This is a genomic window from Streptomyces sp. WAC07094 (assembly GCF_036320405.1).
In the GTDB taxonomy this organism is placed as follows: domain Bacteria; phylum Actinomycetota; class Actinomycetes; order Streptomycetales; family Streptomycetaceae; genus Streptomyces; species Streptomyces lannensis.
On record NZ_JAVMJZ010000001.1, the window covers coordinates 8203421 to 8227016 of the forward strand.

The 23596-nt window shown below is 70.3% G+C and carries 21 protein-coding genes; 13 read left to right on the forward strand and 8 right to left on the reverse strand.

The genetic code is table 11. The features are described from left to right. The first annotated feature begins 486 nt into the window (after positions 1-486). From RCR19_RS36815 to RCR19_RS36835, 5 genes are read left to right on the forward strand one after another with little or no spacing between them, the layout of a single operon-like run. Positions 487-2418 carry a maleylacetate reductase and hydroxyquinol 1,2-dioxygenase domain-containing protein gene (locus RCR19_RS36815; protein WP_331269076.1) on the forward strand — a complete coding sequence of 644 codons (1932 nt, stop codon included), beginning with the start codon at positions 487-489 and terminating at the stop codon, positions 2416-2418. A gap of 17 nt (positions 2419-2435) precedes the next feature. Continuing rightward, positions 2436-4199: an FAD-dependent monooxygenase gene (locus RCR19_RS36820; protein ID WP_331269077.1), complete on the forward strand. Its 1764-nt coding sequence runs from the start codon at positions 2436-2438 to the stop codon at positions 4197-4199. 9 nt (positions 4200-4208) lie between these two features. After that, positions 4209-4967, forward strand: a complete 759-nt coding sequence (locus RCR19_RS36825; RefSeq protein WP_331269078.1) for a CoA transferase subunit A — start codon at positions 4209-4211, stop codon at positions 4965-4967. A gap of 43 nt (positions 4968-5010) precedes the next feature. Beyond that, on the forward strand, positions 5011-5640 hold the full coding sequence (locus RCR19_RS36830; RefSeq protein WP_331269079.1) for a CoA transferase subunit B: 630 nt from the start codon (positions 5011-5013) through the stop codon (positions 5638-5640). A 17-nt stretch (positions 5641-5657) separates the two neighbouring features. Further along, on the forward strand, positions 5658-6848 hold the full coding sequence (locus tag RCR19_RS36835) for a thiolase family protein (RefSeq protein WP_331269080.1): 1191 nt from the start codon (positions 5658-5660) through the stop codon (positions 6846-6848). Positions 6849-6878: 30 nt separating this feature from the next. Here RCR19_RS36835 and RCR19_RS36840 read toward each other — a convergent pair whose 3' ends face one another. Continuing rightward, positions 6879-7748: an AraC family transcriptional regulator gene (locus RCR19_RS36840; RefSeq protein WP_331269081.1), complete on the reverse strand. Its 870-nt coding sequence runs from the start codon at positions 7746-7748 to the stop codon at positions 6879-6881. A 338-nt stretch (positions 7749-8086) separates the two neighbouring features. Here RCR19_RS36840 and RCR19_RS36845 point away from each other — a divergent pair, with 338 nt between their 5' ends. The 3 genes from RCR19_RS36845 (at position 8087) to RCR19_RS36855 (ending at position 11481) form a co-directional block, all read left to right on the forward strand. Next, positions 8087-8344, forward strand: coding sequence for a hypothetical protein (locus RCR19_RS36845; RefSeq protein ID WP_331269082.1), 258 nt, complete (start codon positions 8087-8089; stop codon positions 8342-8344). A 359-nt stretch (positions 8345-8703) separates the two neighbouring features. Beyond that, positions 8704-10473: a SpoIIE family protein phosphatase gene (locus tag RCR19_RS36850; protein WP_331269083.1), complete on the forward strand. Its 1770-nt coding sequence runs from the start codon at positions 8704-8706 to the stop codon at positions 10471-10473. Positions 10474-10647: 174 nt separating this feature from the next. Continuing rightward, positions 10648-11481, forward strand: a complete 834-nt coding sequence (locus RCR19_RS36855) for a maleylpyruvate isomerase family mycothiol-dependent enzyme (RefSeq protein WP_331269084.1) — start codon at positions 10648-10650, stop codon at positions 11479-11481. A gap of 75 nt (positions 11482-11556) precedes the next feature. On the opposite strand, the gene mgrA is transcribed toward RCR19_RS36855, so the two are convergent. Together mgrA and RCR19_RS36865 are read right to left on the reverse strand one after the other, a co-directional pair. Further along, complete coding sequence (mgrA, locus tag RCR19_RS36860; RefSeq protein ID WP_331269085.1) at positions 11557-12600, reverse strand: L-glyceraldehyde 3-phosphate reductase; 1044 nt, start codon at positions 12598-12600, stop codon at positions 11557-11559. A gap of 218 nt (positions 12601-12818) precedes the next feature. Next, entirely contained in the window at positions 12819-13433 is a 615-nt protein-coding gene (locus tag RCR19_RS36865) for a TOPRIM nucleotidyl transferase/hydrolase domain-containing protein (RefSeq protein ID WP_331269086.1), read from the reverse strand. Between the two features lie 211 nt (positions 13434-13644). Here RCR19_RS36865 and RCR19_RS36870 point away from each other — a divergent pair, with 211 nt between their 5' ends. Continuing rightward, positions 13645-14157 (forward strand): hypothetical protein, encoded by a 513-nt coding sequence (locus RCR19_RS36870; RefSeq protein ID WP_331269087.1) that lies wholly within the window; start codon positions 13645-13647, stop codon positions 14155-14157. Between the two features lie 24 nt (positions 14158-14181). Here RCR19_RS36870 and RCR19_RS36875 read toward each other — a convergent pair whose 3' ends face one another. Beyond that, complete coding sequence (locus RCR19_RS36875) at positions 14182-14841, reverse strand: response regulator transcription factor (protein WP_220295804.1); 660 nt, start codon at positions 14839-14841, stop codon at positions 14182-14184. Further along, the gene (locus RCR19_RS36880) at positions 14838-16040 is read right to left on the reverse strand and encodes a histidine kinase (RefSeq protein ID WP_331269088.1); all 1203 of its coding nucleotides are present in this window, start codon (positions 16038-16040) and stop codon (positions 14838-14840) included. The genes RCR19_RS36875 and RCR19_RS36880 overlap by 4 nt, the downstream gene beginning before the upstream one ends. A gap of 206 nt (positions 16041-16246) precedes the next feature. Here RCR19_RS36880 and RCR19_RS36885 point away from each other — a divergent pair, with 206 nt between their 5' ends. Next, positions 16247-16831 (forward strand): hypothetical protein, encoded by a 585-nt coding sequence (locus tag RCR19_RS36885; protein ID WP_331269089.1) that lies wholly within the window; start codon positions 16247-16249, stop codon positions 16829-16831. A gap of 133 nt (positions 16832-16964) precedes the next feature. Here RCR19_RS36885 and RCR19_RS36890 read toward each other — a convergent pair whose 3' ends face one another. Continuing rightward, a complete protein-coding gene (locus tag RCR19_RS36890) occupies positions 16965-17402 on the reverse strand; it encodes a squamosa promoter-binding protein 15 (RefSeq protein WP_331269090.1) in 438 nt (145 codons plus the stop codon). Between the two features lie 198 nt (positions 17403-17600). Continuing rightward, a complete protein-coding gene (locus tag RCR19_RS36895; protein ID WP_331269091.1) occupies positions 17601-19847 on the reverse strand; it encodes an FUSC family protein in 2247 nt (748 codons plus the stop codon). Between the two features lie 405 nt (positions 19848-20252). Here RCR19_RS36895 and RCR19_RS36900 point away from each other — a divergent pair, with 405 nt between their 5' ends. Together RCR19_RS36900 and RCR19_RS36905 are read left to right on the forward strand one after the other, a co-directional pair. Further along, complete coding sequence (locus tag RCR19_RS36900) at positions 20253-20765, forward strand: DUF2231 domain-containing protein (protein WP_331269092.1); 513 nt, start codon at positions 20253-20255, stop codon at positions 20763-20765. A gap of 243 nt (positions 20766-21008) precedes the next feature. Further along, on the forward strand, positions 21009-21419 hold the full coding sequence (locus tag RCR19_RS36905; RefSeq protein ID WP_331269093.1) for a hypothetical protein: 411 nt from the start codon (positions 21009-21011) through the stop codon (positions 21417-21419). Between the two features lie 276 nt (positions 21420-21695). Here the strand turns inward: RCR19_RS36905 and RCR19_RS36910 are convergent, their stop codons facing one another. Then, a complete protein-coding gene (locus RCR19_RS36910; RefSeq protein WP_331269094.1) occupies positions 21696-22220 on the reverse strand; it encodes a hypothetical protein in 525 nt (174 codons plus the stop codon). A gap of 249 nt (positions 22221-22469) precedes the next feature. Between RCR19_RS36910 and RCR19_RS36915 the strand changes: the two genes are divergently transcribed. Beyond that, positions 22470-23552 carry an aldo/keto reductase gene (locus tag RCR19_RS36915; protein WP_331269095.1) on the forward strand — a complete coding sequence of 361 codons (1083 nt, stop codon included), beginning with the start codon at positions 22470-22472 and terminating at the stop codon, positions 23550-23552. Positions 23553-23596: the final 44 nt, after the last annotated feature.

Consider the following 23596-nt stretch of genomic DNA (forward strand, 5'->3'; position numbering starts at 1 on the left):
CTTTGTGCAGGCATGTGCGTAGGGGTACGGGGCGGCAGCGGCCTTGGCCCTCGCCGGAAGGGCGACGGTCAGCACGCCGGCCGCACCGACAACGGTCACGGCCATGAGCAGACGTCTCATCGGAGATCTCCCGCAAGGTCGGAGGAGGGGCTGTCCGGTCAAGAGATACGCGCACCTCGAGCGTGATCCCCGAGGGCCATGCCGTGTTGTGGCGGCAATACCACCAGACGGACCATCAGATGTTCGTACTGCGCCGAAATGTGTGCCGGACCTGTCAATCCCGTCGACCGGGAAGCCCGCGGCACCCCGAGCCGCCCGGCACGCGACTTCCGTACGACAGGCGCACTCTCTCCCCGTCCCGGGCCGCGCCGCGCGTTTTGTGCAGCGACAACGGTCGGATCGTGCAGGCGTTCACATGAGCGTAACTCGCAGACTCGATGGCCAAGCACACGGTGCGTGAACACCGACATGCGGAGGCGGAACTCAATGCGGACGTTCGTCTATACATCCCGTCCCTCACGGGTGGTCTTCGGTACCGGTACCGTCGGCCGGCTTCGGGAGGAAGTGGAGCGGCTCGGCGGTAGCCGGGTGCTGCTGCTGTCCGGCTCGTCCCCGACGGGGGCCTCCGCCCGGGTCCGTGAAGCACTCGGTGATCTGGTCGTGGCGGACTTCGACGGCGCGGTGATGCACACACCCGTGGAAGTGACCGAGCAGGCGCTCGCCGTGCTGCGGGAGGCGGCCGCCGACTGTCTGGTGGCCGTCGGCGGCGGCTCGACGACGGGCCTGTCGAAGGCGCTTGCCCTGCGCACGGATCTGCCGCAGGTGATCCTGCCGACCACGTACGCCGGGTCCGAGGTGACCCCCGTGCTCGGCGAGACCCGCGACGGGCGCAAGGTCACACAGTCCTCCGCGGCGATCCTGCCCGAGACCGTCGTCTACGACATCGCCTTCACCTCCACCCTCCCGGTCGGCATGTCCGTGACCAGCGGCGTGAACGCCATGGCGCACGCCGTGGAGGCGCTGTACTCGGCCGACGCCAACCCGGTCACCGACCGGCAGGCCCTCGAGGCGATCTCCCGTATCGCCCGGGCGTTGCCCCGGCTGGCCGACGACCCCACCGACCCCGGGGCGCGCGCCGATCTGCTGCACGCGGCCTGGCTCGCCGGCACCTGTCTCGCCACCGTCGGCATGGGCCTGCACCACAAGCTGTGCCACACCCTCGGTGGCAGCTTCGACCTGCCGCACGCCGAGACACACACCGTCGTCCTCCCGCACGCCATGGCCTACAACGCGGCCGCCGCACCCGACGCCATGCGCCGTATCGCCGAGGCCCTCGGCACGGCGGACGCGCCCTCCGGAGTCCATGACCTGATCGCCTCCCTGGGCGGTCCCACCTCACTGCGTGATCTGGGCATGCCGGAATCGGACTTGGCGAAGGCGGCCGAGCTGGCCGCCGCGACCCCCTACCCGAACCCGCGCGAGGTGACCGCCGAGGGCGTGGCCGCGCTGCTGTCCGACGCCTGGTCCGGGCGCCGACCGAGCACGGCGACCGACACCGTCACGGCCCAGGTGGCCCGCCTCACCGAGCAGGTCGTGGGCTCCTTCGCACAGGCCCCGGATCCACGCGTTCGCGGCCTCCTCGCCGACCTCGTCCGGCGTCTGCACGCCTTCGTGACGGACAACGACCTCACCGACGCCGAGTGGCAGTACGCGATCGACTTCCTCACCCGCACCGGGCAGATCTCCGGCCCGACCCGCCAGGAGTTCGTGCTGCTGTCGGACACGCTCGGGATCTCCAGCGCCGTGGATCTGCTCACCAACTCCCGTACGCCCACCACCACCCCGTCCGCGGTGCTCGGGCCCTTCTACGTCGAAGGCCCGCCCGAGACCGAGCACGGCAGCGACATCTCAGGTGGCCTGCCAGGTACGCCGTTGTGGGTGGACGTACGGGTGCTGGACACGGCCGGCGAGCCGCTCAAGGACGCCGTCGTGGACGTCTGGCAGTCCAATGAGGACGGCTTCTACGACGTCCAGCTCCCCGATCTGGACGGGCCGGTGCTGCGCGCCCGGCTGCGCACCGACGCCGAGGGCCGGATGACCTTCTGGTCGCTTCTGCCGGCCGCCTACCCGATCCCCGACGACGGACCGGTCGGGCAGATGCTGGCCGCGGTCGGCCGCCACCCCTTCAGGGCGCCCCACCTCCATTTCATGATCGACGCCCCGGGTCACCGGCGGCTCGTCACCCAGCTGTTCGTGGCGGGCGGCGCCTACCTCGACAGCGACACCGTGTTCGGCGTCAAGGACGCGCTCGTCGTCGACTTCACGCCGCACACCGGCCCCACCCCCGACGGCCGCCCCGTCGACGGGGAATGGCGCCGCCTCGAGTACACCTTCCGCATCGCCCCGTCGGCCGGCTGACCAAGGAGCGCCCACACATGACCCGCACAGACACCTACGACACCGACGTCCTGGTCGTCGGCAGCGGCCCGGCCGGAGGTTCGGCCGCTCTGCTTCTCGCCACGTACGGCGTACGCACCCTGCTGGTGACGAAGTACGGCTGGCTGGCCAACACCCCGCGAGCGCACATCACGAACCAGCGCACCATGGAGGTGCTGCGCGATCTCGGCGTCGAGCCCGAGGCCCGCGCGGTCGGCAGTCCGTCCCACCTCATGGGCGACACCGTCCTGTGCACCGCCCTCGCCGGTGAGGAGATCGGCCGGATCCGCAGCTGGGGCACGGGCCCGGCCACACTGACCGAGTACGCGTCCAAGAGCCCCTGCGAGATGATCGACCTGCCGCAGACCTACCTGGAGCCGATCCTGGTGAGCAAGGCGGCCGAGCGCGGAGCGAAGATCCGCTTCGACACCGAGTTCCTGAGTTTCACCCAGGACGAGGACGGTGTCACCGCGCTGCTGCGCGACCGGATCCGCGGCGACGAGTTCACCGTGCGCGCCCGTTATCTCATCGGCGCGGACGGAGGACGCAGCACGGTGGCGGAGCAGCTCGGCCTGCCCTTCGACGGGCGGATGGGCAAGGCCGGCAGCATGAACATCGTCTTCAAGGCCGATCTCACGCGGTACTGCGCGCACCGTCCGAGCGTCCTCTACTGGGTGCTGCGCCCGGGAGCGGAGACGGGCGGCATCGGCATGGGCCTGGTCCGTATGGTCCGTCCGTGGAACGAGTGGCTGCTGGTCTGGGGCTACGACATCGAGCAGCCGCCGCCCGCGGTGGACGAGGAAGAGGCACGGCGCATCGTGCGCGACCTCATCGGTGACCCCGATCTGCCGGTGGAGATCACCTCGACCTCGTTGTGGACCGTCAACCACAGCTACGCCGCCTCCTACGGAACGGGGCGGGTGTTCTGCGCGGGTGACGCCGTGCACCGGCACCCGCCGTCCAACGGTCTCGGCTCCAACACCTCGATCCAGGACTCCTACAACCTCGCGTGGAAGCTGGCCATGGTGATCCGCGGTGAGGCGGGGCCCGCGCTGCTCGACAGCTACACCGCCGAACGCGCCCCCGTCGGACGGCAGATCGTGGAGCGGGCCAACCTCAGCCGCGACCAGTTCGGACCCGTCTTCGACGTGCTCGGCGTCGGAGCGGGAAGCGACGAGGAGACGATCGCCGAGGGCCTCGCGGCGCTGCGGGCCTCGACCGCCGACGGTGCGAAGAAGCGACGCCTCCTCGAGGACGCGGTCCAGCTGAAGAACTACGAATTCAACGCGCACGGCGTCGAGATGAACCAGCGCTATGTCTCCGGTGCGGTCGTCCCGGGCGACGGTCCGGACGAAGGCCGCTCGGCGGACCCGGAGTTGGTCGCCCGTCCGACGACCAGGCCCGGCGCCAAGGTCCCGCACGCCTGGCTGGTCGACGCCGGAGGCGGACGGATCTCCACGCTCGATGTCGTCGGCAAGGGCGTCTTCACCGTCCTCACCGGGCTCTCGGGCGGGGTGTGGGAGTCGGCTGCGGACGCCTGCCGGGACGAACTCGGCGTACCACTGCGGTCCGTGCGCATCGGAGACCCCGACTCCCGTGACGCGTACGGCGAATGGAGTCGTGTCTCGGAGATCGCCGAGGACGGTGTGCTGCTGGTACGACCGGACGGCCATGTCGCATGGCGGTGCACCGGTGCCCCCGGGAACGCGGCATCGGCCCGGGCGGAACTGCTGGGCGCCCTCCGTCAGGTGCTCGGGCGGTAGGGAGCAGTCATGGACAAGCAAGTGGCAACGGCCGAGGAGGCCTTGGCGGACGTGGCGGACGGCCGGTCCTTCGCCGTCGGAGGCTTCGGGCTGAGCGGCGTGCCGGAGGTCCTCATCGGCGCCCTGTACACGAGCGGAGTGAGCGATCTGCGGGTGGTGTCGAACAACTGCGGAGTGGACGGCCGCGGCCTCGGCGTCCTGCTGGCCGCGGGCCGGATCGCCCGGGTCACCGGCTCGTACGTGGGTGACAACAAGGAATTCGCGCGCCAGTACCTCGGAGGCGAACTGGAGGTGGAGCTGATTCCGCAGGGCACCCTCGCGGAACGGCTGCGCGCCGGAGGCTGCGGCATTCCGGCCTTCTTCACCCCGGCAGGCGTCGGCACACAGGTCCAGGAGGGCGGTCTGCCGTGGCGCTACGCCCCCGACGGATCGGTCGCCCTCGCCTCACCGCCCAAGGAAGTGCGGGTCTTCGACGACACCGAGTACGTCCTGGAACGCGCCATCACCACGGACTACGCCCTGGTCAGGGCCGCCCGCGGGGACCGGCACGGCAACCTGGTCTTCCATCGCGCGGCCCGGAACTTCAACCCGCTCGCGGCGATGGCCGGCCGCATCACGGTGGCCGAGGTGGAGGAGCTGGTCGAGCCCGGTGTGCTCGACCCCGACGAGGTGCACGTGCCGGGCGTGTTCGTGCAGCGCGTCGTGGCGCTCACCCCCGAACAGGCCGCCGACAAGGGGATCGAGAAGAGGACGGTGCGCGAGCGATGAAGCGGCTTCTCTCCCGGCGCTCGTACGAGGCGGTGTGCACACAGTGAGCTGGAACAGGCACGAGATGGCGGCGCGGGCCGCGCGCGAGCTGCGCGACGGAGACTACGTCAACCTCGGCATCGGGCTGCCCACGCTGGTGGCCGACCATCTGCCACCGGACGTCGACGTCGTCCTGCACTCCGAGAACGGACTGCTCGGCGTCGGGTCGTACCCGGCGCCCGACGAGGTCGACGCCGACCTCATCAACGCGGGCAAGGAGACCGTCACCGTACGGCCGGGGGCGTCCTTCTTCGACTCCTCGCTCTCCTTCGGCATGATCCGCGGCGGGCACATCGACACCGCCGTCCTGGGTGCGCTGCAGGTGTCGGCGCGCGGGGATCTGGCCAACTGGGCGGTTCCCGGAAAGATGATCAAAGGCATGGGCGGTGCCATGGACCTCGTCCACGGCGCCCGCCGGGTGGTGGTGCTGATGGAGCACACCGCCAAGGACGGCACCCCCAAGATCGTCGAAGAGTGCACGCTGCCGCTGACGGGACGCGCCTGCGTGGACCGGATCATCACCGACCTGTGCGTTCTGGACGTCACCCCGTGGGGCCTGGAACTGGTCGAGACCGCGCCCGGCGTGACGGTCTCCCAGGTGGTCGCCCTCACCCCCGTCGTCCTCAACTGCTGACCCGCAAGGAGCCCCCGATGATCGAGCGACCGCGAGATGTGTACATCGTCGACGCCGTCCGGACCCCGTTCGGCCGCTACGGCGGCGCCCTGTCCGGCGTCCGCCCGGACGACCTGGCGGCAGGCGTGCTGCGGGCCCTTCTGGACCGCAGCCCGGATCTGGACCCGGCCCGCATCGACGACGTGCTGTTCGGAAACGCCAACGGAGCCGGAGAGGAGAACCGCGATGTGGCCCGGATGGCCGTCCTGCTTGCGGGACTCCCCGTCACCGTGCCGGGGGCAGCGGTCAACCGGCTCTGCGGTTCGGGGATGGAGGCCGTCATCCAGGCGGCCCGCGCCATCGCTCTCGGTGACGCCTCCGTCGCCGTCGCGGGTGGCGTCGAGTCCATGAGCCGCGCCCCCTGGGTGCTGCCCAAGCCGGAGCGGGCCTTTCCCGCGAAGGACCAGCGGCTGCACTCCACGACCCTCGGCTGGCGGCTGGTCAACCCGGAGATGCCCCAGGAGTGGACGATCCCGCTCGGCGAGAGCGCGGAACTCGTCGGTGCCAAGCACGGCATCACCCGTGAGGCCCAGGACGCGTTCGCGCTCGCCAGCCATCGCAACGCCGCACGCGCCTGGAGCGAGGGGCTGTACGACGGCGAGGTGGTTCCTCCCCGAGGCGTCACGCTGCCGCGCGACGAGAACATCCGCGACACCACCTCCCTGCAGGCCCTCGCCGCACTGAAGCCGGCGTTCCTCGCGGACGGGACCATCACCGCGGGCAACGCCTCCCCGCTGAACGACGGGGCGGCGGCCCTCCTGCTCGCCGACGAGGACGGACTAGCCGCGATCGGCAGGGAGCCCCTCGCACGGGTACGGGCGGCCGCGGTCACGGGCATCGACCCGCGGTACTTCGGACTCGGGCCGGTGGACGCCATCCGCAAGGTGCTGGCCAAGGCGGAGGTGGCACCCGACGACCTCCGTACGATCGAGCTCAACGAGGCCTATGCCGCCCAGGTGCTGGGCTGCCTGGCCGCGCTGCCGGAAATCGACCCCTCGGTCGTCAATCCGCGCGGCGGGGCCATCGCCATCGGTCATCCGCTGGGCGCCTCGGGTGCCCGGATCACCGGGGCGGTCGCCCACCAGCTCGCCGCGGCGGGCAGCGGCAGGGGGCTGGCCGCGCTGTGCATCGGAGTGGGACAGGCGCTGGCACTGGTGCTGGAACGCTGAGGTGCGGGTGCGTGACCGGGCGCCGCGGTCTCAGCCCGAGCGGCGCAGAGCCGCCGGAGTGGTGCCGAGCCGTGCGCGCATCACCCGTGTCAGATGCTCCTGGTGGGAGAAACCGGATTCGACGGCCACCTCTCCGATGGCCATGGTTCCGGCGCGCAGCAGCCGGCACGCCTGCTCCAGCCGCAGTGACAGCAGGTACTGGTGCGGTGAGGTCCCCGTGCTCGCCCGGAACTGCCGGGTGAACTGGCTGCTGCTCAAGGAGACCGCGGCGGCGAGATCGGCGATCGGCAGCGGTTCGGCGAGGCGCTCCTCCATCAGCTCGCGCACGGTGGCGAGCTGCTTGCCGGACAGCCCGGACCGCAGCGGCCGCGGTTCGACGGGGCGGGTGCCGTGCCGTCGTACGAGCTGGGCGGCGAGCATCTCCGTCAGCTGGTCGGTGTAGGTCCGCGCCGACGGCTCCCAGCGTCGCGCAGTGCCCTCCAGCGCGAGGACGAGCTGCTCGGCGAGCGGATCCGAGGTCCCGAGTTCCTCCGACAGCTCGACGGCCCGTCCCTCATTGGCTTCGCGCAGCGCCTCGTCCGTGAGGTAGGCGTGGACCGTGTCGAGCCGTCCGCCGAGCTCGACGGACAGGGTCCGGCCGGCCGGCTGCAGGAACAGCCCTCCGGCGGGGATCTTCCGCGTACGTGTTCCCGTGCCGTGCCCCCGCCGCACGGTGACCGGCCCGCTGAGATGAAGGATCAGCAGATGCGTGGGTGCCGGATCGAATTCGGCGTGGTAGGGCTGCTCCTCCTGGGTCGAGAGATACAGCCGCTCCCATCCGAGCCCGGCGCTGCTGCGTCGCGTGCGCACGCCGGGCTGCCCCAGAATCCCCACCGTGTCGCTCAGTCCGAGCTCTGTCATGGTGCGACCTCCTACTGGCCCCCACTGATTGAACAATAAACGACGTGCTTTGTGAACGCGCGGGGAAACGGAAGGGCAGGGTGCAGGAGCGCTCCGCTGCGGGAACGCGGTCCGGGCCATGGGCGAGGGCGGTCCACAGGGCCCGCTCCCGGGGCCGGAACGGCGGCACGCCCTGACGGACGCGGCGGCCGACACCTACGGCCCGCTGCCGGCGGCACGACCGCACCGCACGCGAGACGGTGCGTGACGGCACCCGCTCCTGCCTGGACGGGGAGTTGGCGGTTTGTTCCCCGAAGATCGGTTGTCCCGGACCGTTGCCTGCACCGACGATGACCGCCATGAGTGAAGCTGATGCCCACGAGGAAGCCCACGACGGGATCCGCGGCCTTGTCGAGCGGATGAGTGAACACCACCGCGACGCCGTCCGGCGGAGGGAGGACGAGGAGCTGGCGCACGCGGTGGACGACGCCGCCTTCGATCTCGGCACCGACATAGCCCACCCCACGGTCGGGCACTCCGCGGTCGGATTCGACGCCGACACCGATCTCGCCCTGGACAACGAGCCGCCGGAGCTGCGCGGACCCGCGGCCGGATGAGACGGGGCGGCCCCCGGCGACATCGCGCCGGGGGCTACCGCGGTCGTTGCACCCGCCGGACGCCGGACGCCGGACGCCGGACGCCGGACGCCGGGCGGCACGGCACCCGGGCGGACCGTACGGGCCCGGTCCGTGCGTGGGCCGATCACCCGGCGAGGGAGGGTCCGGTAGTCACCCACCGACCGCGGTACGGAGAGAAAATGACTGCATGGCCCACAACGACACGCTGAGCCACTTCATCGGGGCCCGTGGCCCGGTTGTCCTCGTGCCGCCGTGTGTCCGCGGCCGCCTCCGGCCCGCCGCTTCCCCGCTTCGGGCGCCGGCGGGGCGACGGTCCTGCCCGTCACCGGGGGAAGGCCATGGGCAGCGCTGACGAAGCCGCTGCCGACCGCGATCCCCTTGCGAGCGGTGAGGGCGTGGAATCGGACGGCGCGGTGACGGCGGTCATCGATGCGGACGGCACGGTCGCCGGCTGGACGCAGGCCGCCCACACCCTGCTGGGCTACACCGCCCGCGAGGTGCTGGGACGGCCCTTGGCCGACCTGCTCGCCGCGGCCGACGCCGGCCCGTTCGTCACGGCCGTCCTGCGGGGAGCCGCCGCACCGGGAGGCTGGTCGGGCACCGTGCGGCTGCGCCACAGGGGCGGTCATCACCTGGACGTGCAGTTGCGGATCTCCAGGCTCTCCACGCGGGACGGCGCGACCAGATGGCTGGCCGCGGCCAGCGACGGCCGTGCCGCCGCCTACCGGCGGCTCGTGAGCAAGCGGCTCATGCTGCTCAATGAGGCCGGCACCCGGATCGGCACCACGCTGGACGTCATGCGCACAGGGCAGGAACTGGCCGACTTCGTCGTCCCGCGCCTGGCCGACTACACCACCGTGGACCTCGCGGAGGCCGTACCGCTGGGTGAGGAGCCCCTGGCGCGGCTCGGGATGGATGCGGGACGCATCCCCGTCTTCCGGCGGGCGGGGGTGGCCTCGATCCACGAGGGGATCCCGGAGTCGTTGTGGGAGCTCGGGCAGCCGGTCTACGTCCCCTCGGCCTCACCGTTCACACAGGTCCTCACCAGCGGGGAGTCCTATCTGGAGCCGGTGCTGAACCCGTCCCTGCACTCCTGGCTGGTGAGCGATCCCCAGCGCTCGCGCGTCATCCATGAGACAGGTATGCACTCCGTGATGATGGTGGCGATCCAGGCGCGCGGCCGTGTGCTCGGTATCGCGGTCTTCGTACGGACCGACAACCCGGACCCGTTCGAGAGGGACGACCTGCTCCTCGCCGAGGAGCTCGTGGACCGCGCCGCCCTGAGCCTCGACAACGCCAATCGCTACACCCGCGAGCGGGCGGCGGCCCTGGCGCTGCAGCGCGATCTACTCCCTTCTCATGTGTCCGGCGGGCCGGCCCTCGATGTGGACTACTGCTATCTGCCCGCCGACATGGAACACGGGGTGGGAGGCGACTGGTACGACGTGATTCCGCTGCCCCGGGACCGGGTGGCACTCGTCGTGGGCGATGTCGTCGGGCACGGCATCGCGGCGGCGGCCGCGATGGGCAGGCTCAGGATCGCACTGCACACACTGGCCGACATGGATCTGCCGCCTGCGGTGCTGCTGAGCCGGCTCGACCGCACGGTGGTCCGTCTGGCGCAGGAGAAGGCGGACCACGCGGATCTCGCCGTTCCCAGTCTGGCCGCGACGTGTCTGTACGTCGTCTACGACCCGATCGAACGGCTCCTCGACGTGACGCGCGCGGGCCACCCCCCACCCGTCGTCGTCGACCCCGCCGGACGGGCGACGGTCCCCGAGGTCCCCGCAGGCGTCCCCATCGGGCTGGGGGTGGGACTGTACGAGTCGGCCCGCATGAAGATCCCGGACGGCACCCTGATCGCCCTCTACACCGATGGACTGGTGGAGTCCCGGTCCGAGGACATCGAGTCCGGCATACACCGTCTCGCCGCCGCCCTGGCCCATCCTCCGGCGGCGCTCCACGAACTGTCGGCGAAAGCCGTCGCCACCGTGCGCAGCGACCCACCGTCCGACGACGCCACCCTGCTCCTTGCCCGCACCCGGCCTCTTCCCCGCCTTGCGGACACCGGGGAGCGGCGGCGCCGGGACACCCCCGCGCATCCCTGACGCCCACCGCAGCAAGCGGTGGATCGTCACTGCCGGCACGCACACGCAACGGACCACTTCGTAAGGGTCTTGAGCAGCGCTGCTCCGGCTCTTGCCGCAGGCTGCCGTGGCTGATTGGGTGGCGCAGCTACGCGCACGACGAGCGCGGCCGGTACGACGAGGGAGTGCAACGCCATGGATGCGGGGACGCGAGTGGACACCGAGGGCAGTCTGCCCGCGGGCTTGGGGCGGGCGATACGCGAAACCGCCGCAGACATCGCGACCCTGCTGACCGAGGTGGCCGACACGAACGGACCCGTGCCGAACTCGCAGTGGACCGTGGGAGAGGCCGCCGCCCATCTGGCGCAGGCCAACGAGCTGATGGCCGATCTCGCCGCAGGGCGCGAACGCCCCTATGGGGACGGCACGCCCCAGAGTCTGGCCGAGGCCAACGCGCGAGCGCTCGCGGCGTTCGGGGAGCGTGGCGCGAGGCCCCTGGCGGCGATGATCGTGCAGCAGGCGGAGGCGTTCCTCGACGCGGCGGCGCAGGCCGGGCCGGACGGGTCCGCGGACGGGGCACTCGTCACACCGCTCGGCCCCATGGACCGCTCCGTACTGGCCTCCTACCTGCTGACGCACATGCTCGGCCACGGCTACGACCTCGCCCGGGCGGTGGGCCGGCCGCACATGATCGATCAGGCCCGGGTCGAGCTGTGCCTGCCGTTCCTGCTCGCGGCCATGCCACGTGTCGCCGACGCCTCGGCCGTCGCCGGCCTGACCGCCCGGTACACGCTCCGCCTGTGGGGCGGGACCGAATTCGGCGTCACCTTCAGCGGTGGCACCGTCGACGTGACACCGCAGCGGCCGGCCCGCTCGGACTGCACACTGCTCACCGAGCCCGTCACGTTCCTGCTCATCGCCTTGGGGCGGTGCAACCCGTGGCTGGCCATGAGTCGCGGCCGGGTACTTGCCTGGGGGCGCAAGCCGTGGCTGGCGCCCCGCTTCCCGACCCTGTTCGTCGCGCCCTGACCCGCATCCGACGCCCGGACCCCGGCACGCCCCGCCCCCGCGGGTGAGCGCGGGGGTGCCTGTCCGGGCCGACGATCAGGAGAGGCTGCCGAGGCGGGCGCTCTGCCACAGGTCGACGCCCGCGTCCGTGGCGTACTTGTCGATCTCGGCCAGTTCCTCGGCGCCGAAGTGGAGGTTCTCCAGCGCGGCGACGTTCTGCTCCAGCTGCTCGACTCGGGAGGCGCCGATGACGAGGGACGTGACGCGTTCGTCCCGCAGGGCCCACGCGAGAGCCATCTGCGCCAGCGACTGGCCGCGGCGGGCGGCGATGTCGTTCAGGGCCCGCAGCCGGTGCAGTACGTCCTCGGACAGCCAGGAGGTGTCGAAGGACTTGTCCTGCGCGGCCCGCGAGTCGGTCGGGATCCCGTCGAGGTAGCGGCCGGTCAGCAGCCCCTGCGCGAGCGCGGTGAAACCGATGACGCCGAAGCCCTCCTGCTCCGCCGTGTCCAGCAGGCCCTCGGTCTCGATCCAGCGGTTGAACATGTTGTACGACGGCTGGTGGATCAGCAGTGGGGTGCCGAGGTCGCGCAGGATGGCGACCGCCTCACGGGTGCGCTCGGCGTCATAGGAGGAGATACCGACATAGAGGGCCTTGCCCTGGCGGACGGCGGTGTCCAGCGCGCCCATCGTTTCCTCGAGCGGCGTGGTGGCGTCGAGCCGGTGGGAGTAGAAGATGTCCACGTAGTCCAGGCCCATACGGCTCAGGGACTGGTCCAGCGAGGCGAGGACGTACTTGCGGGAGCCCCCGCCCTGACCGTAGGGGCCCGGCCACATGTCCCAGCCGGCCTTGGTGGAGATCACCATCTCGTCCCGGTACGGCGCGAGGTCCTGCTTCATCAGGCGCCCGAAGTTGATCTCGGCGGAGCCGTACGGCGGACCGTAGTTGTTGGCCAGGTCGTGGTGGGTGATACCGAGGTCGAAGGCCCGCAGAGCGATCTCTCGCTGGGACTCGAACGGCCGGTCGTCTCCGAAGTTGTGCCAGTAACCCAGGGACAGGAGGGGAAGGTCGAGTCCTGAGCGCCCGGTGCGCCGGTAGCGCATGGTGCCGTTGTAGCGCTCGGGGTCCGCGACGTGGTTCATCGGGTGATCTCCGGGTGGTGCAGGGACAGGGTGCCCCGAAAAAGGGGGAGGTTCCCACACTGCCCGGGCGTGATCCTGAAGTCCAATAGCTCCTTTTCATCGGATTCAGCGGTGTCGCTTCTGAATGATGGGCATGGTGGAAGCCGACCCTGCCCGGTCAACCGTACGGGGGCCGTCCCCGACGGGACGGTCCCGGCTCCCGGGCGGAGAGTGACCGATCAGAGACTGGTGAGCAGGCCGTCGAGCGGGGCCGGTATGCGGTCGGAGTCGAGCGCCGCGACGAGCACATGGCCGTAGCGGATCTTGCGTCCCTTCTTCGTGCCGAGGAAGCGCCGCAACTGCTGTTGTGAGCTGCGGTCCTTCTGCGCGGGCTGGTGCAGGAAGGTCTGCAGCGCACGCAAGTCGCCCTCCTCCCGGACGAGTTCCTTCACCCGGGCCACGCCCAGCGCGCGGATGAGCTCGTCCTCCAGATCCGCGGCACAGACGAAGAACTCCTCTGCCGCGTCGGCCCGCTGCAAGCCGCGGGCGTAGTAGGACCGCTCCGCCGCGTCGCACAGTCCTGTGAGGCGGAGGCCGAGACCGGGTGGCCCGAGCAGACGGGCATAGCGCCCGACGTTCATGGCACCGCCCATCGATACGACGCAGACTCCTTCGGCGGCGAGGTTCCGGCCGCGGCTCGCGGCCAGCGCGTCGACCGCAGCGACATCGCTCGGCCCTTCGAGCAGCACGGCCGTCCGGACGGGCAGCCGGGCGGCCAGATCGCGTGCCCGGTCGCCGGGACCACCGGCCGCCCACGCCGTGATCGCTTCCCGGAACGCCCCCATGTCAGCCATGAGAGGAGTCTCCGTCATATCCGGCCTCTACGGCCGGGAATTTCCGCACGCGCGTCGATCGCCGGTGAGAGAGAAGGACCGACCGGCCCCGCTGTCGCCGGGGTGCCGATCACTCCGGCCCACCGACCGGACCCGGACAGGTCCGGGCTACGATCACGCCCGACACGAGCGCGGTTGGGGGCGGAACCAGGTGAAGCGGCGGCTGATGTGGATGGCAGGCACCGGAATGACGGCTGTGGCGCTGCTGGCGGGTTGCAGCGACACCCCCGCCGGGACCGGTGCGCACCGGGCGGCGTCACCCGTCGCGTCCGCGGGCCGGGCGGCGGCCACCGAGTCGTCCCGGGCGGCAGTCGCGGAACACGTCAGGACGGTCGTCGAGGACCGTCTCTCCGCCGATGAGACACGGTTCGGCTCGGGCACGGGATCACCCTGCTCAACGTCGTCACCCGCGATGTTCACGGCCCGCTGCGGTGCCGCGGCACAAGCCACGGGGGCGGATGCGTCGTTCGCCCTGGAGCAGATCGACCGGCGCGAGGGTTTCGCGACTCTGCGTTCCGTCGCGAAGAAGCTTCGCACCGCCGTGGCCGGATACGAGCGGCTGGGCTGTGCCGACGCCCCGACCGATGCGGCTGCTCGGCATGCGTGCCTCGAGCCCGCGGCCCTGATCGCCCAGGGGTTCCCTGACCTCCGCAGCGGTACCGATCTCGGGCTTCGGGGTGCCTAGACCGATGACCTCTGCTCGGCGGGCTCAGGGATAAAGGCCGGCCCGGAAGGTGAACGAGACGAGTTGCGCTCGATCACGTGCACCCACCTTGGTCATGGCCCGCACCGCATGTGTCTTCACGGTGAACGGCGACACGGACAGCCGGGCCGCGATCTCGTCGTTGCCGAGACCGCTTGCGACAAGAACGACCACGTCCCGCTCCCTGGGGGTGAGAGCGTCGAAGCGGCGCAGCAGTTCCCGGTCGATCACCGGGGGCGGACTGTGGGTCATGTGACCGATCAGTGCGGCCGTCGCGGCGGCCGACAGAGCACCGCCACCGCCGACGACCTCGGCGATTCCGGCGACGAGTTCAGCGGGGCTCACGGTCTTGCTCAGAAAACCGTTGGCGCCCGCGCGCAGGGCTGCGAGGACGATGTCGTCCTGGTCGAACGTGGTCAGCACGATCACCCGCGTCTTTTCGGGCGGATGCTCTTCGCGGATCCGGCGGGTGGCTTCGACACCGTCGATGCCAGGCATCCGGATGTCCATCAGCACCAGGTCGACGGGGTGGTCCCGGAGGAAGGGGACGACCTGGAGTCCATCGGAGAGATCACCCGCGACAACAAGACCCGGGTCGAGCCGAAGCATGGCCCGGATCCCGGCCCTGATGTCGTCCTGGTCGTCGACGATCAGAATGCGCGTCATCGGACGACGGCTCCCAGGGGGCTGAACTCCGCGTGCACCCGGAATCGCCCGTCGTGATTGTCGATCGTCAGCCGCCCGCTGGAGGACTCGACGCGTTCGCGCATCCCCACGAGTCCGAGTCCGCTGCCCGACCCGGAGCCGCCGGGGGTGCGACCGACGCGGTTCTCCACCGTGACGCAGATCCTGCCGTCGCTCTCGCCCACATCCACCGTTGCCGTCCCCTCTCCATGCCGGTAGGCATTGGTGAGTGCCTCCTGAACGACCCGGTAGACCGTCACGCCGACGCTGGGTTCCACGAAACCGTCGGGGATGGCGATGGAGGGCCGGATGTCGAGGCCGATGCTCTCGAAAGAGGCGATGAGTCCTTCCAGACCGCTGAGCGCCGGGGTCGGCCGCAGTGCCTCGTCGTCGTACGCGTCGTCCCCGAGGCGCAGGAGCGCGAGGATGCGTTGCGTCTCGACGACGACGGTGCGGGCGCTGGATCTGGCCGAGACGAGGGCCTGCCGGGCGGACTCGGCGTCTTCGGGCAGCCCTATCTCCGCCGCACCGAGGTGCAGGCTCAGCATCGCGACCTGGTGGCCGATGACGTCGTGGAGGTCTCGGGCGATGCGGAGTCTTTCTTCGGTCACTCGTCGGGTGGCTTCGATCTCGCGGGTGGCGATTGCGCTCTCGGCTCGTTCCTCGAGGGTCCACCAGTGCTCTCGATGGATGCGGAGCGCGGTCCCCGTCGCGCCTCCCGCCACGGCTGAGAAGAGGGCGGCGGCTCCCACGACCGCGCCGCCGCGGAATCCTCCGAGCGTCATGAACGCCCCCAGGAAGAACGCCGCCACGATGCCGGTTCCGGCCAGGGGCTGCTTTCCCCTGAGGGTGACCGAGAACAGCACGAGTACCGCCATCATCCACACCGACAGGGGGTCGTGGCCCACCGCTGTGACGGCGAAGGACGCCGCGCTCGTCACGACCAGTCCTGCCCACGGCTTCCACCACGAGAGGGTGACACCGCCGCCGGCGAGGAGCACGGAGAGGGCCGTCGGCCAGTCCGAGCCTCTGAGTACGGCTGCCACGATCTGACCGGTGAACACCAGCGCGGCCGCCGCATAGGCGACTCGGTGCAGCACCTCGGGGCGGCGGACCCACAGCGGTGCCGCGAGCCCGTCCTGACTGTTCTGCGCCTCGACCATGAACCGATTCTCGTTCACGTGTGCGGCGACCGTGTACTTCGAACGATGTAGACGGCGGAGCCGCCTCGGTCGACGGAGGCGGCGGAAGTCATTCCATCGAGGTGGACGGCAGAACTACTTCGTTCGAAGTACGCGGCTCCTCCCGAAGCCGCTGAGACTCGTCATCGAGGCGACCGTCTCACACCGTCACGATCACAACGGGACACCCGATGACTCAGACCACCATGACTTCGACAACGTCGACCGCGGCCACGACGACGCCCTCCGGGCTGCGATCGCTCTATCTGATCCGGGTCGCCTTCTCCCTGATCTGGGTGGCGCTCGTCCTCACGACCTCCGCCTCGCTCGTATCGACGGACAGTCCCTCGGTGATCGCGGCCGTGCTGCTCATCGTCTACCCCCTGTGGGACGCCGTCGCCACGCTCCTCGAGCGTCGCCTGGCCGGCGCCGGCTCCACGAACCGCGTCAGTACCGTCAACATGGGTCTCGGCGTCGCCGCCACCGCCGGAATGGTCATCGCCGTCTTCTCCACCATCGGGACGGCCCTGCTCGTGTTCGGCCTCTGGGCCCTGCTCTCCGGAGCCATCCAGCTCGTCGTGGCGATTCGACGCCGGCGCACCGTCGGCGCCCAGTGGCCCATGGTCATCAGCGGTGGACAGTCCGTACTCGCCGGTGCGACCGTCGCCGCCACGTCCGCCTCGGCGACGAGCAGTCTGTCCACGGTCGCCGGATACTCGGCCTTCGGTGCCTTCTGGTTCCTTGTCTCCGTCATCGCCCTGAGCGTCCGCACCCGACGCGAAAAGCGCTGACCTCCGCCGTGGAAGTCAGCGCCCGTTCTGGGGGCACGGCGTCTGCACCAGAAGCACGACCACCTGACGGACCTGACCAGCGAACTCGCGAGCCGGACCCGATATCGGACTCGCTCGTCCAGGTCGGGCTCCGTCAGGTGTCGGCTCCTGACCCGTCGGCCGACCAATCGCGCCAGCTCCGATAGAAACCGGCGTCCTCCTCAGAGGGCTCCAGAGGTGCGAACTGCTTCAGTTCGCCGTCCCGGATCATCCACAGGCGGAAGAACGACTCCTCCTGGTCCATGACGAACAGTTGCACGGCGTTGGGCTCCTGCCACGGGCACTCGGCGACACGCTGTCGGAGGGCGTCCAGATCGGCGTGGTTCAGGGCACCTGCCCACACGCTGCACTCGGGCCACTTCCAACCGCCCCAACGGGATTCCCCGTCGGTGGTGTGGGTGAGAAAACCGACGCCGGAAACACCTGGCTGTTCACGTCGGGGCGCCTCCTCACGCAGCCAGTGACTCAGCGCTTCGACGTTCTCCGCGTCGGAGGCGTCAGCCGAAATCATGACGTTGGCCACCCAGCTCATGTGGATTCCCCCATCCCCCCGGCCCCACCCCGGCCGGTGATCGGCAGCGTACATCCCGAGCCCCGACACCGGCCGGGCTCGGACCGGCTCGGTGCCGTGCCGGCCGAGCCCGGCATCAAGAAGCGGGCGACGGGCGATGTCGGTGAGCGATCCCGCCGCGGCCGTCCCCCGCTCCGGCGGAGGGCGGTCGCTCGGACGTCAGTCCGGCTTGTCCACCGGGACCTTGAGCGGACGTGCCAGACCTGCCACCGCCTCGTCCAGGCGCTGCAGGTGCCGCAGCACCCGGTCGGTGACGCGGTCGTAGCGCGGGGCGCCCAGGGTCCCCGGTTTCAGCATGGACGTGATGCTGGGGCCGGTCTCGATGCGTACGGTGCTGTGCTCGTCCTCGACGTGTGCGGCGATCGCCGCGATGTTGGCCACGATGCGCCGACCTGCGACGCGCAGCCGGGGATCCGCCGCGATCGAGGGGTGCTCGGGCAGCAGCTCGGCGGTCGCCGCCAGGGAGCGGGCGTGGTACGCGCAGGTCTCCAGCATCGCGACGATGTAGCGGGCGGTGTCCCGGCGCGCCCGCAGAGGCGTGATCGGATGGGTCAGCGGCTGTGTCGAGGCACGCAGGTCCGCCAGTGCCTGGTCCAGGTCGCGTGCCTTGTCGAGGAGGTCGACCGCCGGGCCGCCGCTGAGCTGGTCGACCGCGGCGTCCGTGACGTCGTCGAGTCGTGTCAGGACGGTGGCGAGGAGTTCGTCCGTACGGCGGTCGGTGTGCACCGGCAGGACCAGCGCCGCCGCGACGATTCCGCAGGCCGCGCCCAGCGCCGTCTCCTCGATGCGCATGACGAGCACGGTGGTGCTGTACGTGTGCAGCAGGGTGTAGAGCAGGCCCAGCATCGCGGTGACGAAGAAGGACATCAGCGTGAACGACAGCGGGGCCGTGTAGAACATCGCGAAGATGAACACGAGCACCAGCGCGAACGCCGTCCATGTGTGATGCCCGACCAGCCCCGCGAGGACGATACCGGCCACCACGCCGAAGACCGTCCCCAGGAGCCGGCGGTACCCCTTGACGAGGATCTCGCCGGTGGACGCGGTGTTGATGAACACGATCCAGCAGGTCAGCACCGCCCAGTACCAGCGCTGGCTGGAGATGAACTCACCGCCGACGATCGCGAGCGACGACCCGACGGCGACCTGTACGGCCGCGCGCGTGGTGGGGCGCTTCAGGCCGGTGCGTTCCGCCTCCTCTTCCTGTGCCTCCTCGCTGCCGCTGATGGCGGCGTCCTCCGCGTGCAGTTCCTCCCGCGAGCGGGTGGTCGCAGGGGTGTCGTCCGTCTCGTCCTGAGGACCTTCGAGGGCCATCCGCAGTCCGAGCACCGCGCGCGAGGCCTCGCCGATCCCACGGAAGACGTCCTGGACCGCGGTCGGCCCGGGCGGCAGGTTGTCCTCCTCCCGGTAGCCGAGGAGCCGGTTGCGCACCTGCGCCAGCCCGGTACCTCTGGCCTCGGAGATCGGCTGCAGGAGCAGCAGGCGCAGTGCCTCGAGGTCGCGGCGCAGCGTGGCGGTCGTCCCGTCGTGCTCGGCGAGCGGGCCGCCCGAGGGCAGGGGCGCGCCGGGCAGGTGCAGGGTCAGCGTGTCGGCGCGCTCGGTACTGCGCGCGGTGAGCAGCAGAAGCCCCAGCCGTTCGGCGGTGATCTCGGCGTCGGCGATGCGTCGCTGCACCAGCCGGGCCACCGCTTCGTCGGAGGTCCCCTGCTCCAGCCACCCCTGGATCATCATCGCGGTCTCGTGCAGGGCCGCGGTCCTGTCGCGAGCCTCCTCCAGGGCCTTCTCCCGGTCGTCGGGGCCGGCGTCGAGCAATGCCACCTGGGCCGAGAGCAGTTGGGCGAAGCGGGCCCGGAAGGCACGGCGCAGCCGGTCCAGGATGCCCGCCGGTGTCTCCGGCACGAGTGCGAACCGCACCAGGGCGCTGCTGCCGAAGGCGAGGAGGATCGTGCCGCACAGCCCCGGGAGTGCGGAGACCGTCGCGCCCACGAACAGGGAGAGGAAGTAGACCTGGAAGCCGATCAGGCCCAGCGCCGTACCTCGATCGCCGAAGCGCCGTCCATAGACGGCACTGAAGATGAGGGCGACGAAGAAGATGTCGCCCGCCACCACATGCGACCTCAGGAGCGCACCGAGCGAGACGGAGGCCAGCGCGACCGGCAGGCCCAGGGCGAGGGTGACGGCCTGTTCCGGCCGCTCCTTCTCCCGGATGGCGAAGGTCGCGACCATCGCCGCGATCGCGCCTGCCACGAGATGGGACACGTCCGTACCCAGCACCGCGAGGACGGCCAGCGTGAGGGCGATCGCGCACACCGTTCTGAGTCCGGCCGTCAGGCGCAGCAGACCTGGGTCCGATGCCGCGATGCGATCCCACAACTCCGCCCGCACCGACCGACCTGACACCCTCACTCCGTTGTGCTCTCTCCCGCGTCCCGTCGTGATCTCCCGTCCAGCATCGCACGAGGTGGCAATCGGTCCGGCTTCGGACGCCCTTTGGGTTCGTGCAACGACGGCGGTCGCGGCCTCCCCGATGCGTGGCCGAGCGTGGCGTGTCCACGGGTGGTCCAGGGTGTACTGGCGGCCGACTTCCGCGAACCGGTACTGGCTGGAGGATCGGGTCGGAGGGCCCGCCGTCTTTGCGTTGCCTCGCGGGGACAAAGCGATGCCTCGTCCCTGCGGTGTGGTGAACCCGGCTTGGTCTGTGCGCTTCCGTCACATCGTGTGAGCTGCACTTTTGATGCCTTGATCCGTTCAGAGGCAACTGAGAAGTGCCTGTGCCAGGCTCGGGCCCTGCACCTCGACAGGAGTCCTTGGATGTCTCTGATCAACGGTCTGCCCGCCCACGTCCTGCTGGTCCACGTGGTCGTCGTGCTGATCCCTCTCACCGCACTGGCCTTGGTGACGGCAGCGCTGTGGCCACGTGCCGCCCGGCGGCTGGGTTCGCTGCTGCCCGTGCTGGCCCTTGCCGCGTTGATCAGCGTGCCGCTGACCACGCAAGCAGGCGAGTGGCTGGAACGGCACGTCGACAACAATGCCCTGGTGCGCCGGCACACGGAGTTGGGTGACGGGCTGCTGCCGTGGGCCTTGGGCGTGTTCGTGCTGGCCGTGGTGGTGTGGTGGACGGCCGGACGCGCTGCGGCGGAGCCTCGCCAGGGCGGCGCCGCAGGTCGGGCCGCGCTGCCTGTGCGGATCGTCGTGGGGGTGCTTTCGCTGGCCGTTGCGCTGGGGGCGGTTGTGGACGTCTACCGGATCGGCGATTCCGGAGCGAAGGCCGCCTGGCATGACGCCTACTCGCAGGCGTCGACGGGGTCGAAGAGCGCCTCCTGAATCGGGCCCTGACCGGGTTCCCGTTGTGGCCCGGAGCCGGGACACCGCGGTCCGCAGGTGTACACGCCTACGGCGGTACCTCTTCGTTATCACCGTCTGCACCGTCGGAGGCGACGGTGAGCAGCCGTCCGTCGAGGCTGGAGGCGCGGACATACGGGGCGCGCCGCGCGTTCGGAGGCCGTCCGGGCAGACGGGATCGTGGCGCGGCAGGCATGCGATCCTGGTAAGGAGAAGGTCTCCCTCATGTCACACCACGCCGCGACCGTGCCGGGATCCACTTGGGTGGCCAGGTGGGCGGGAGTTCTGCTGTGCCTCGCGGTGGCCGCCATCCATGTGGTCGACCAAGGCGGCATCACGGCGACGAGGGACCCGCACTACATCGGCGTCGCCTATCACGTCCTGGAGATCGCGGCCGTGGTCGCCGCCGTGTTGCTCATCGTCGGCCTCGTCAGACTTGGATGGTTGCTGGCCGCCATGGTCGCCGTCGGTCCGCTGCTGGGCTACGTCCTCTCCAGAGGCCCCGGACTGCCCGACTACAGCGATGACGTCGGCAACTGGACGGAGCCTCTCGGGCTGGTCAGCCTCGCCGTTGAAGGAGCCCTGCTCCTGTTGTCGATTCCGCTCTTCATGCGGAGTCTGCGCCGCAGAACCTGACGCCGGGCCGCTCGTACATCGGACACCCCTGCGAATGCCCCGCCCAGGTCGTCCTTCGTCGTATGTGTCCCCTTGCACGTCGTGCCGTCTCTCCGGTGGGCGGCACCACCGGAGAGACGGGTCGCGAGGATCGGACGGAATCGCTCGCCTTCACGCCGGTCCATCACCGGCACACGCTGCGGCGAGCCGTGCGATGCGGTTGCCTTTGGGCGGACTGCCTCCGGAACCCGCACGCTTCGTGCACCGGCATCAGATCGTCGCCGGAACCCCAGCCGGTCAGCAGCCTCCGCAGTTGTAGTACAGGACGTCCCAGTGGTTGCCCTCGTCGGCGTAGATGTTGCCGGAGCCCGACTGGTACTGGGGCGCCCCGTCACCGCGCAGGCCGATGTAGGCGAAGTTGCCCTTGATGTAGTTGGTGACACAGGTGTTCTTGCCGTAGTCGAGCTTGTAGCCGTTCCAGTGCGAGTAGGTGCCGCTGGCGTGGCCGGTCTCGGTGCCGCCGGTGATGTTGAGTGCGCATCCGGAGGCACGCTTGAGGGTCTGGGCGCCCTGAGCGGTGGCGAGGTTGAGCTGGGTGAAGGAGGTACAGGTCGCGTTGTTGCGGTCGGAGCAGTTGCCGGAGGACGACCAGGTGATGCCGACCTCGCGGAACATCGAGGTGGCGGTGGCGTGGGAGATCTTGGTGACGGCGGCGGCCTGGGCGCTGTCCTGGGCGGCGAGCGCGTCCCCGGCGCCGCCGAGGACGGCGAGCCCGGAGGCGACGGTGAGCGCGAGGGCCGTGAGGGCGGAGCGGAACTTCATATGAGGACCTTCCTGCGAGTGGGCCGTGTCTCCTGTGGGGCGGCTGTGCAGGTGGTGCACGCAGATGGTGCCCGAGTTCTACGCGCGTCCGCCAGAGGCAGAATCAGGCAAGACTTCGGGCGAATCGGTCTACTACGGACCCGTCGGTGCGCGATTTCATGACAGTGATCGCTTCCGGGACTCCGGGAGGGATCGTTCAGGGGCCCGCTTCGTGGGCCGTAACCACGCGCGCACGCACGGGAGTTGTTCATGCCGCTCGATCACTACGTCACGTTCGGCCGGTCGGGGCTGCGGGTCAGCCCGTTCGCCCTCGGTGCGATGACCTTCGGCGAGGACCCCGGCGGCGCCGGGTGCAGCGTCGAGGAGTCGGAGAAGATCCTCGCCACGTACCTGGACCTCGGCGGGAACTTCGTCGACACAGCCAACCTGTACACCAACGGCCACTCCGAGAAGATCCTCGGTGACTTCTTCGCCGCGCGCCCCGGGCGGCGTGAGCATGTGGTGCTGGCGTCGAAGTTCTTCGCCAATCTCTTCCCCGGAGATCCCAACGGGGGCGGCGCGGGCCGATCGTCGATCATCGCGCAGCTCGACGAGACCCTGCGCCGGCTGCGGACGGACTACCTCGACCTGTACTGGTTGCACCAGTGGGACCGGCACACCCCGATCGAGGAGACCATGCGGACCCTCGACGATCTGGTGCGGGCGGGCAAGATCCGTTACGTCGGCTTCTCCAACACGCCTGCGTGGGTGACGGCTCAGGCCCACACCACCTCGCTGCTGAAGGGCTGGACCCCGCTGGTCGCCCTGCAGGTCGAGTATTCGCTGCTCGCCCGCACCGTCGAGGGTGAGCTGGAACCGTTCGCGTTCGACCAGGGGATGGCGCTGGTGCCGTGGAGCCCGCTGAAGAACGGGTTCCTGTCCGGCAAGTACCGGCGTGGCGCGGAGGTCACCGATTCCGCACGTACCCCCTTCGTCGGCGGTCCCGCAGAAGAGGAGTTCGTGGTCATCGACGCCGTCGCGGAGGTCGCCGACGCCCTCGGAACCACGTCGGCGGCCGTGTCACTGGCCTGGCTTCGCGCCCGTCGGGGCACCGTCGTGCCGATCGTCGGCGCAAGGCGTCTCGAGCACCTCGAGGCCAATCTCGCCGGCCTGGAGGTGACTCTCGCCCCCGAGCATCTGCGACGGTTGGACGAGGTGTCGGCGCCCGCCCTGGACTACCCCGTCCCCATGCACGGCGCACTGCGGTCGATGCTGCAGTTCGCGGGCGCCACCGTCGACGGTGAGACGTCCGCGGTGTATCCGCCGCTGGTGCAGAGCGACGTGCGGTACTGAACGGTCCACGGGTCCCGCCGACGCGACCCGTGGTGCGGGCACGC

Excerpts from the sequence above, each read along its gene's own strand:
- RCR19_RS36815 (WP_331269076.1), top strand. The coding sequence starts at position 487 with ATGCGGACGTTCGTCTATACATCCCGTCCCTCACGGGTGGTCTTCGGT.
- RCR19_RS36820 (WP_331269077.1), top strand. The coding sequence starts at position 2,436 with ATGACCCGCACAGACACCTACGACACCGACGTCCTGGTCGTCGGCAGC.
- RCR19_RS36825 (WP_331269078.1), top strand. The coding sequence starts at position 4,209 with ATGGACAAGCAAGTGGCAACGGCCGAGGAGGCCTTGGCGGACGTGGCG.
- RCR19_RS36835 (WP_331269080.1), top strand. The coding sequence starts at position 5,658 with ATGATCGAGCGACCGCGAGATGTGTACATCGTCGACGCCGTCCGGACC.
- RCR19_RS36840 (WP_331269081.1), bottom strand. The coding sequence starts at position 7,748 with ATGACAGAGCTCGGACTGAGCGACACGGTGGGGATTCTGGGGCAGCCC.
- RCR19_RS36845 (WP_331269082.1), top strand. The coding sequence starts at position 8,087 with ATGAGTGAAGCTGATGCCCACGAGGAAGCCCACGACGGGATCCGCGGC.
- RCR19_RS36850 (WP_331269083.1), top strand. The coding sequence starts at position 8,704 with ATGGGCAGCGCTGACGAAGCCGCTGCCGACCGCGATCCCCTTGCGAGC.
- RCR19_RS36855 (WP_331269084.1), top strand. The coding sequence starts at position 10,648 with ATGGATGCGGGGACGCGAGTGGACACCGAGGGCAGTCTGCCCGCGGGC.
- mgrA (WP_331269085.1), bottom strand. The coding sequence starts at position 12,600 with ATGAACCACGTCGCGGACCCCGAGCGCTACAACGGCACCATGCGCTAC.
- RCR19_RS36865 (WP_331269086.1), bottom strand. The coding sequence starts at position 13,433 with ATGGCTGACATGGGGGCGTTCCGGGAAGCGATCACGGCGTGGGCGGCC.
- RCR19_RS36870 (WP_331269087.1), top strand. The coding sequence starts at position 13,645 with ATGGCAGGCACCGGAATGACGGCTGTGGCGCTGCTGGCGGGTTGCAGC.
- RCR19_RS36875 (WP_220295804.1), bottom strand. The coding sequence starts at position 14,841 with ATGACGCGCATTCTGATCGTCGACGACCAGGACGACATCAGGGCCGGG.
- RCR19_RS36885 (WP_331269089.1), top strand. The coding sequence starts at position 16,247 with ATGACTTCGACAACGTCGACCGCGGCCACGACGACGCCCTCCGGGCTG.
- RCR19_RS36890 (WP_331269090.1), bottom strand. The coding sequence starts at position 17,402 with ATGAGCTGGGTGGCCAACGTCATGATTTCGGCTGACGCCTCCGACGCG.
- RCR19_RS36900 (WP_331269092.1), top strand. The coding sequence starts at position 20,253 with ATGTCTCTGATCAACGGTCTGCCCGCCCACGTCCTGCTGGTCCACGTG.
- RCR19_RS36905 (WP_331269093.1), top strand. The coding sequence starts at position 21,009 with ATGTCACACCACGCCGCGACCGTGCCGGGATCCACTTGGGTGGCCAGG.
- RCR19_RS36910 (WP_331269094.1), bottom strand. The coding sequence starts at position 22,220 with ATGAAGTTCCGCTCCGCCCTCACGGCCCTCGCGCTCACCGTCGCCTCC.
- RCR19_RS36915 (WP_331269095.1), top strand. The coding sequence starts at position 22,470 with ATGCCGCTCGATCACTACGTCACGTTCGGCCGGTCGGGGCTGCGGGTC.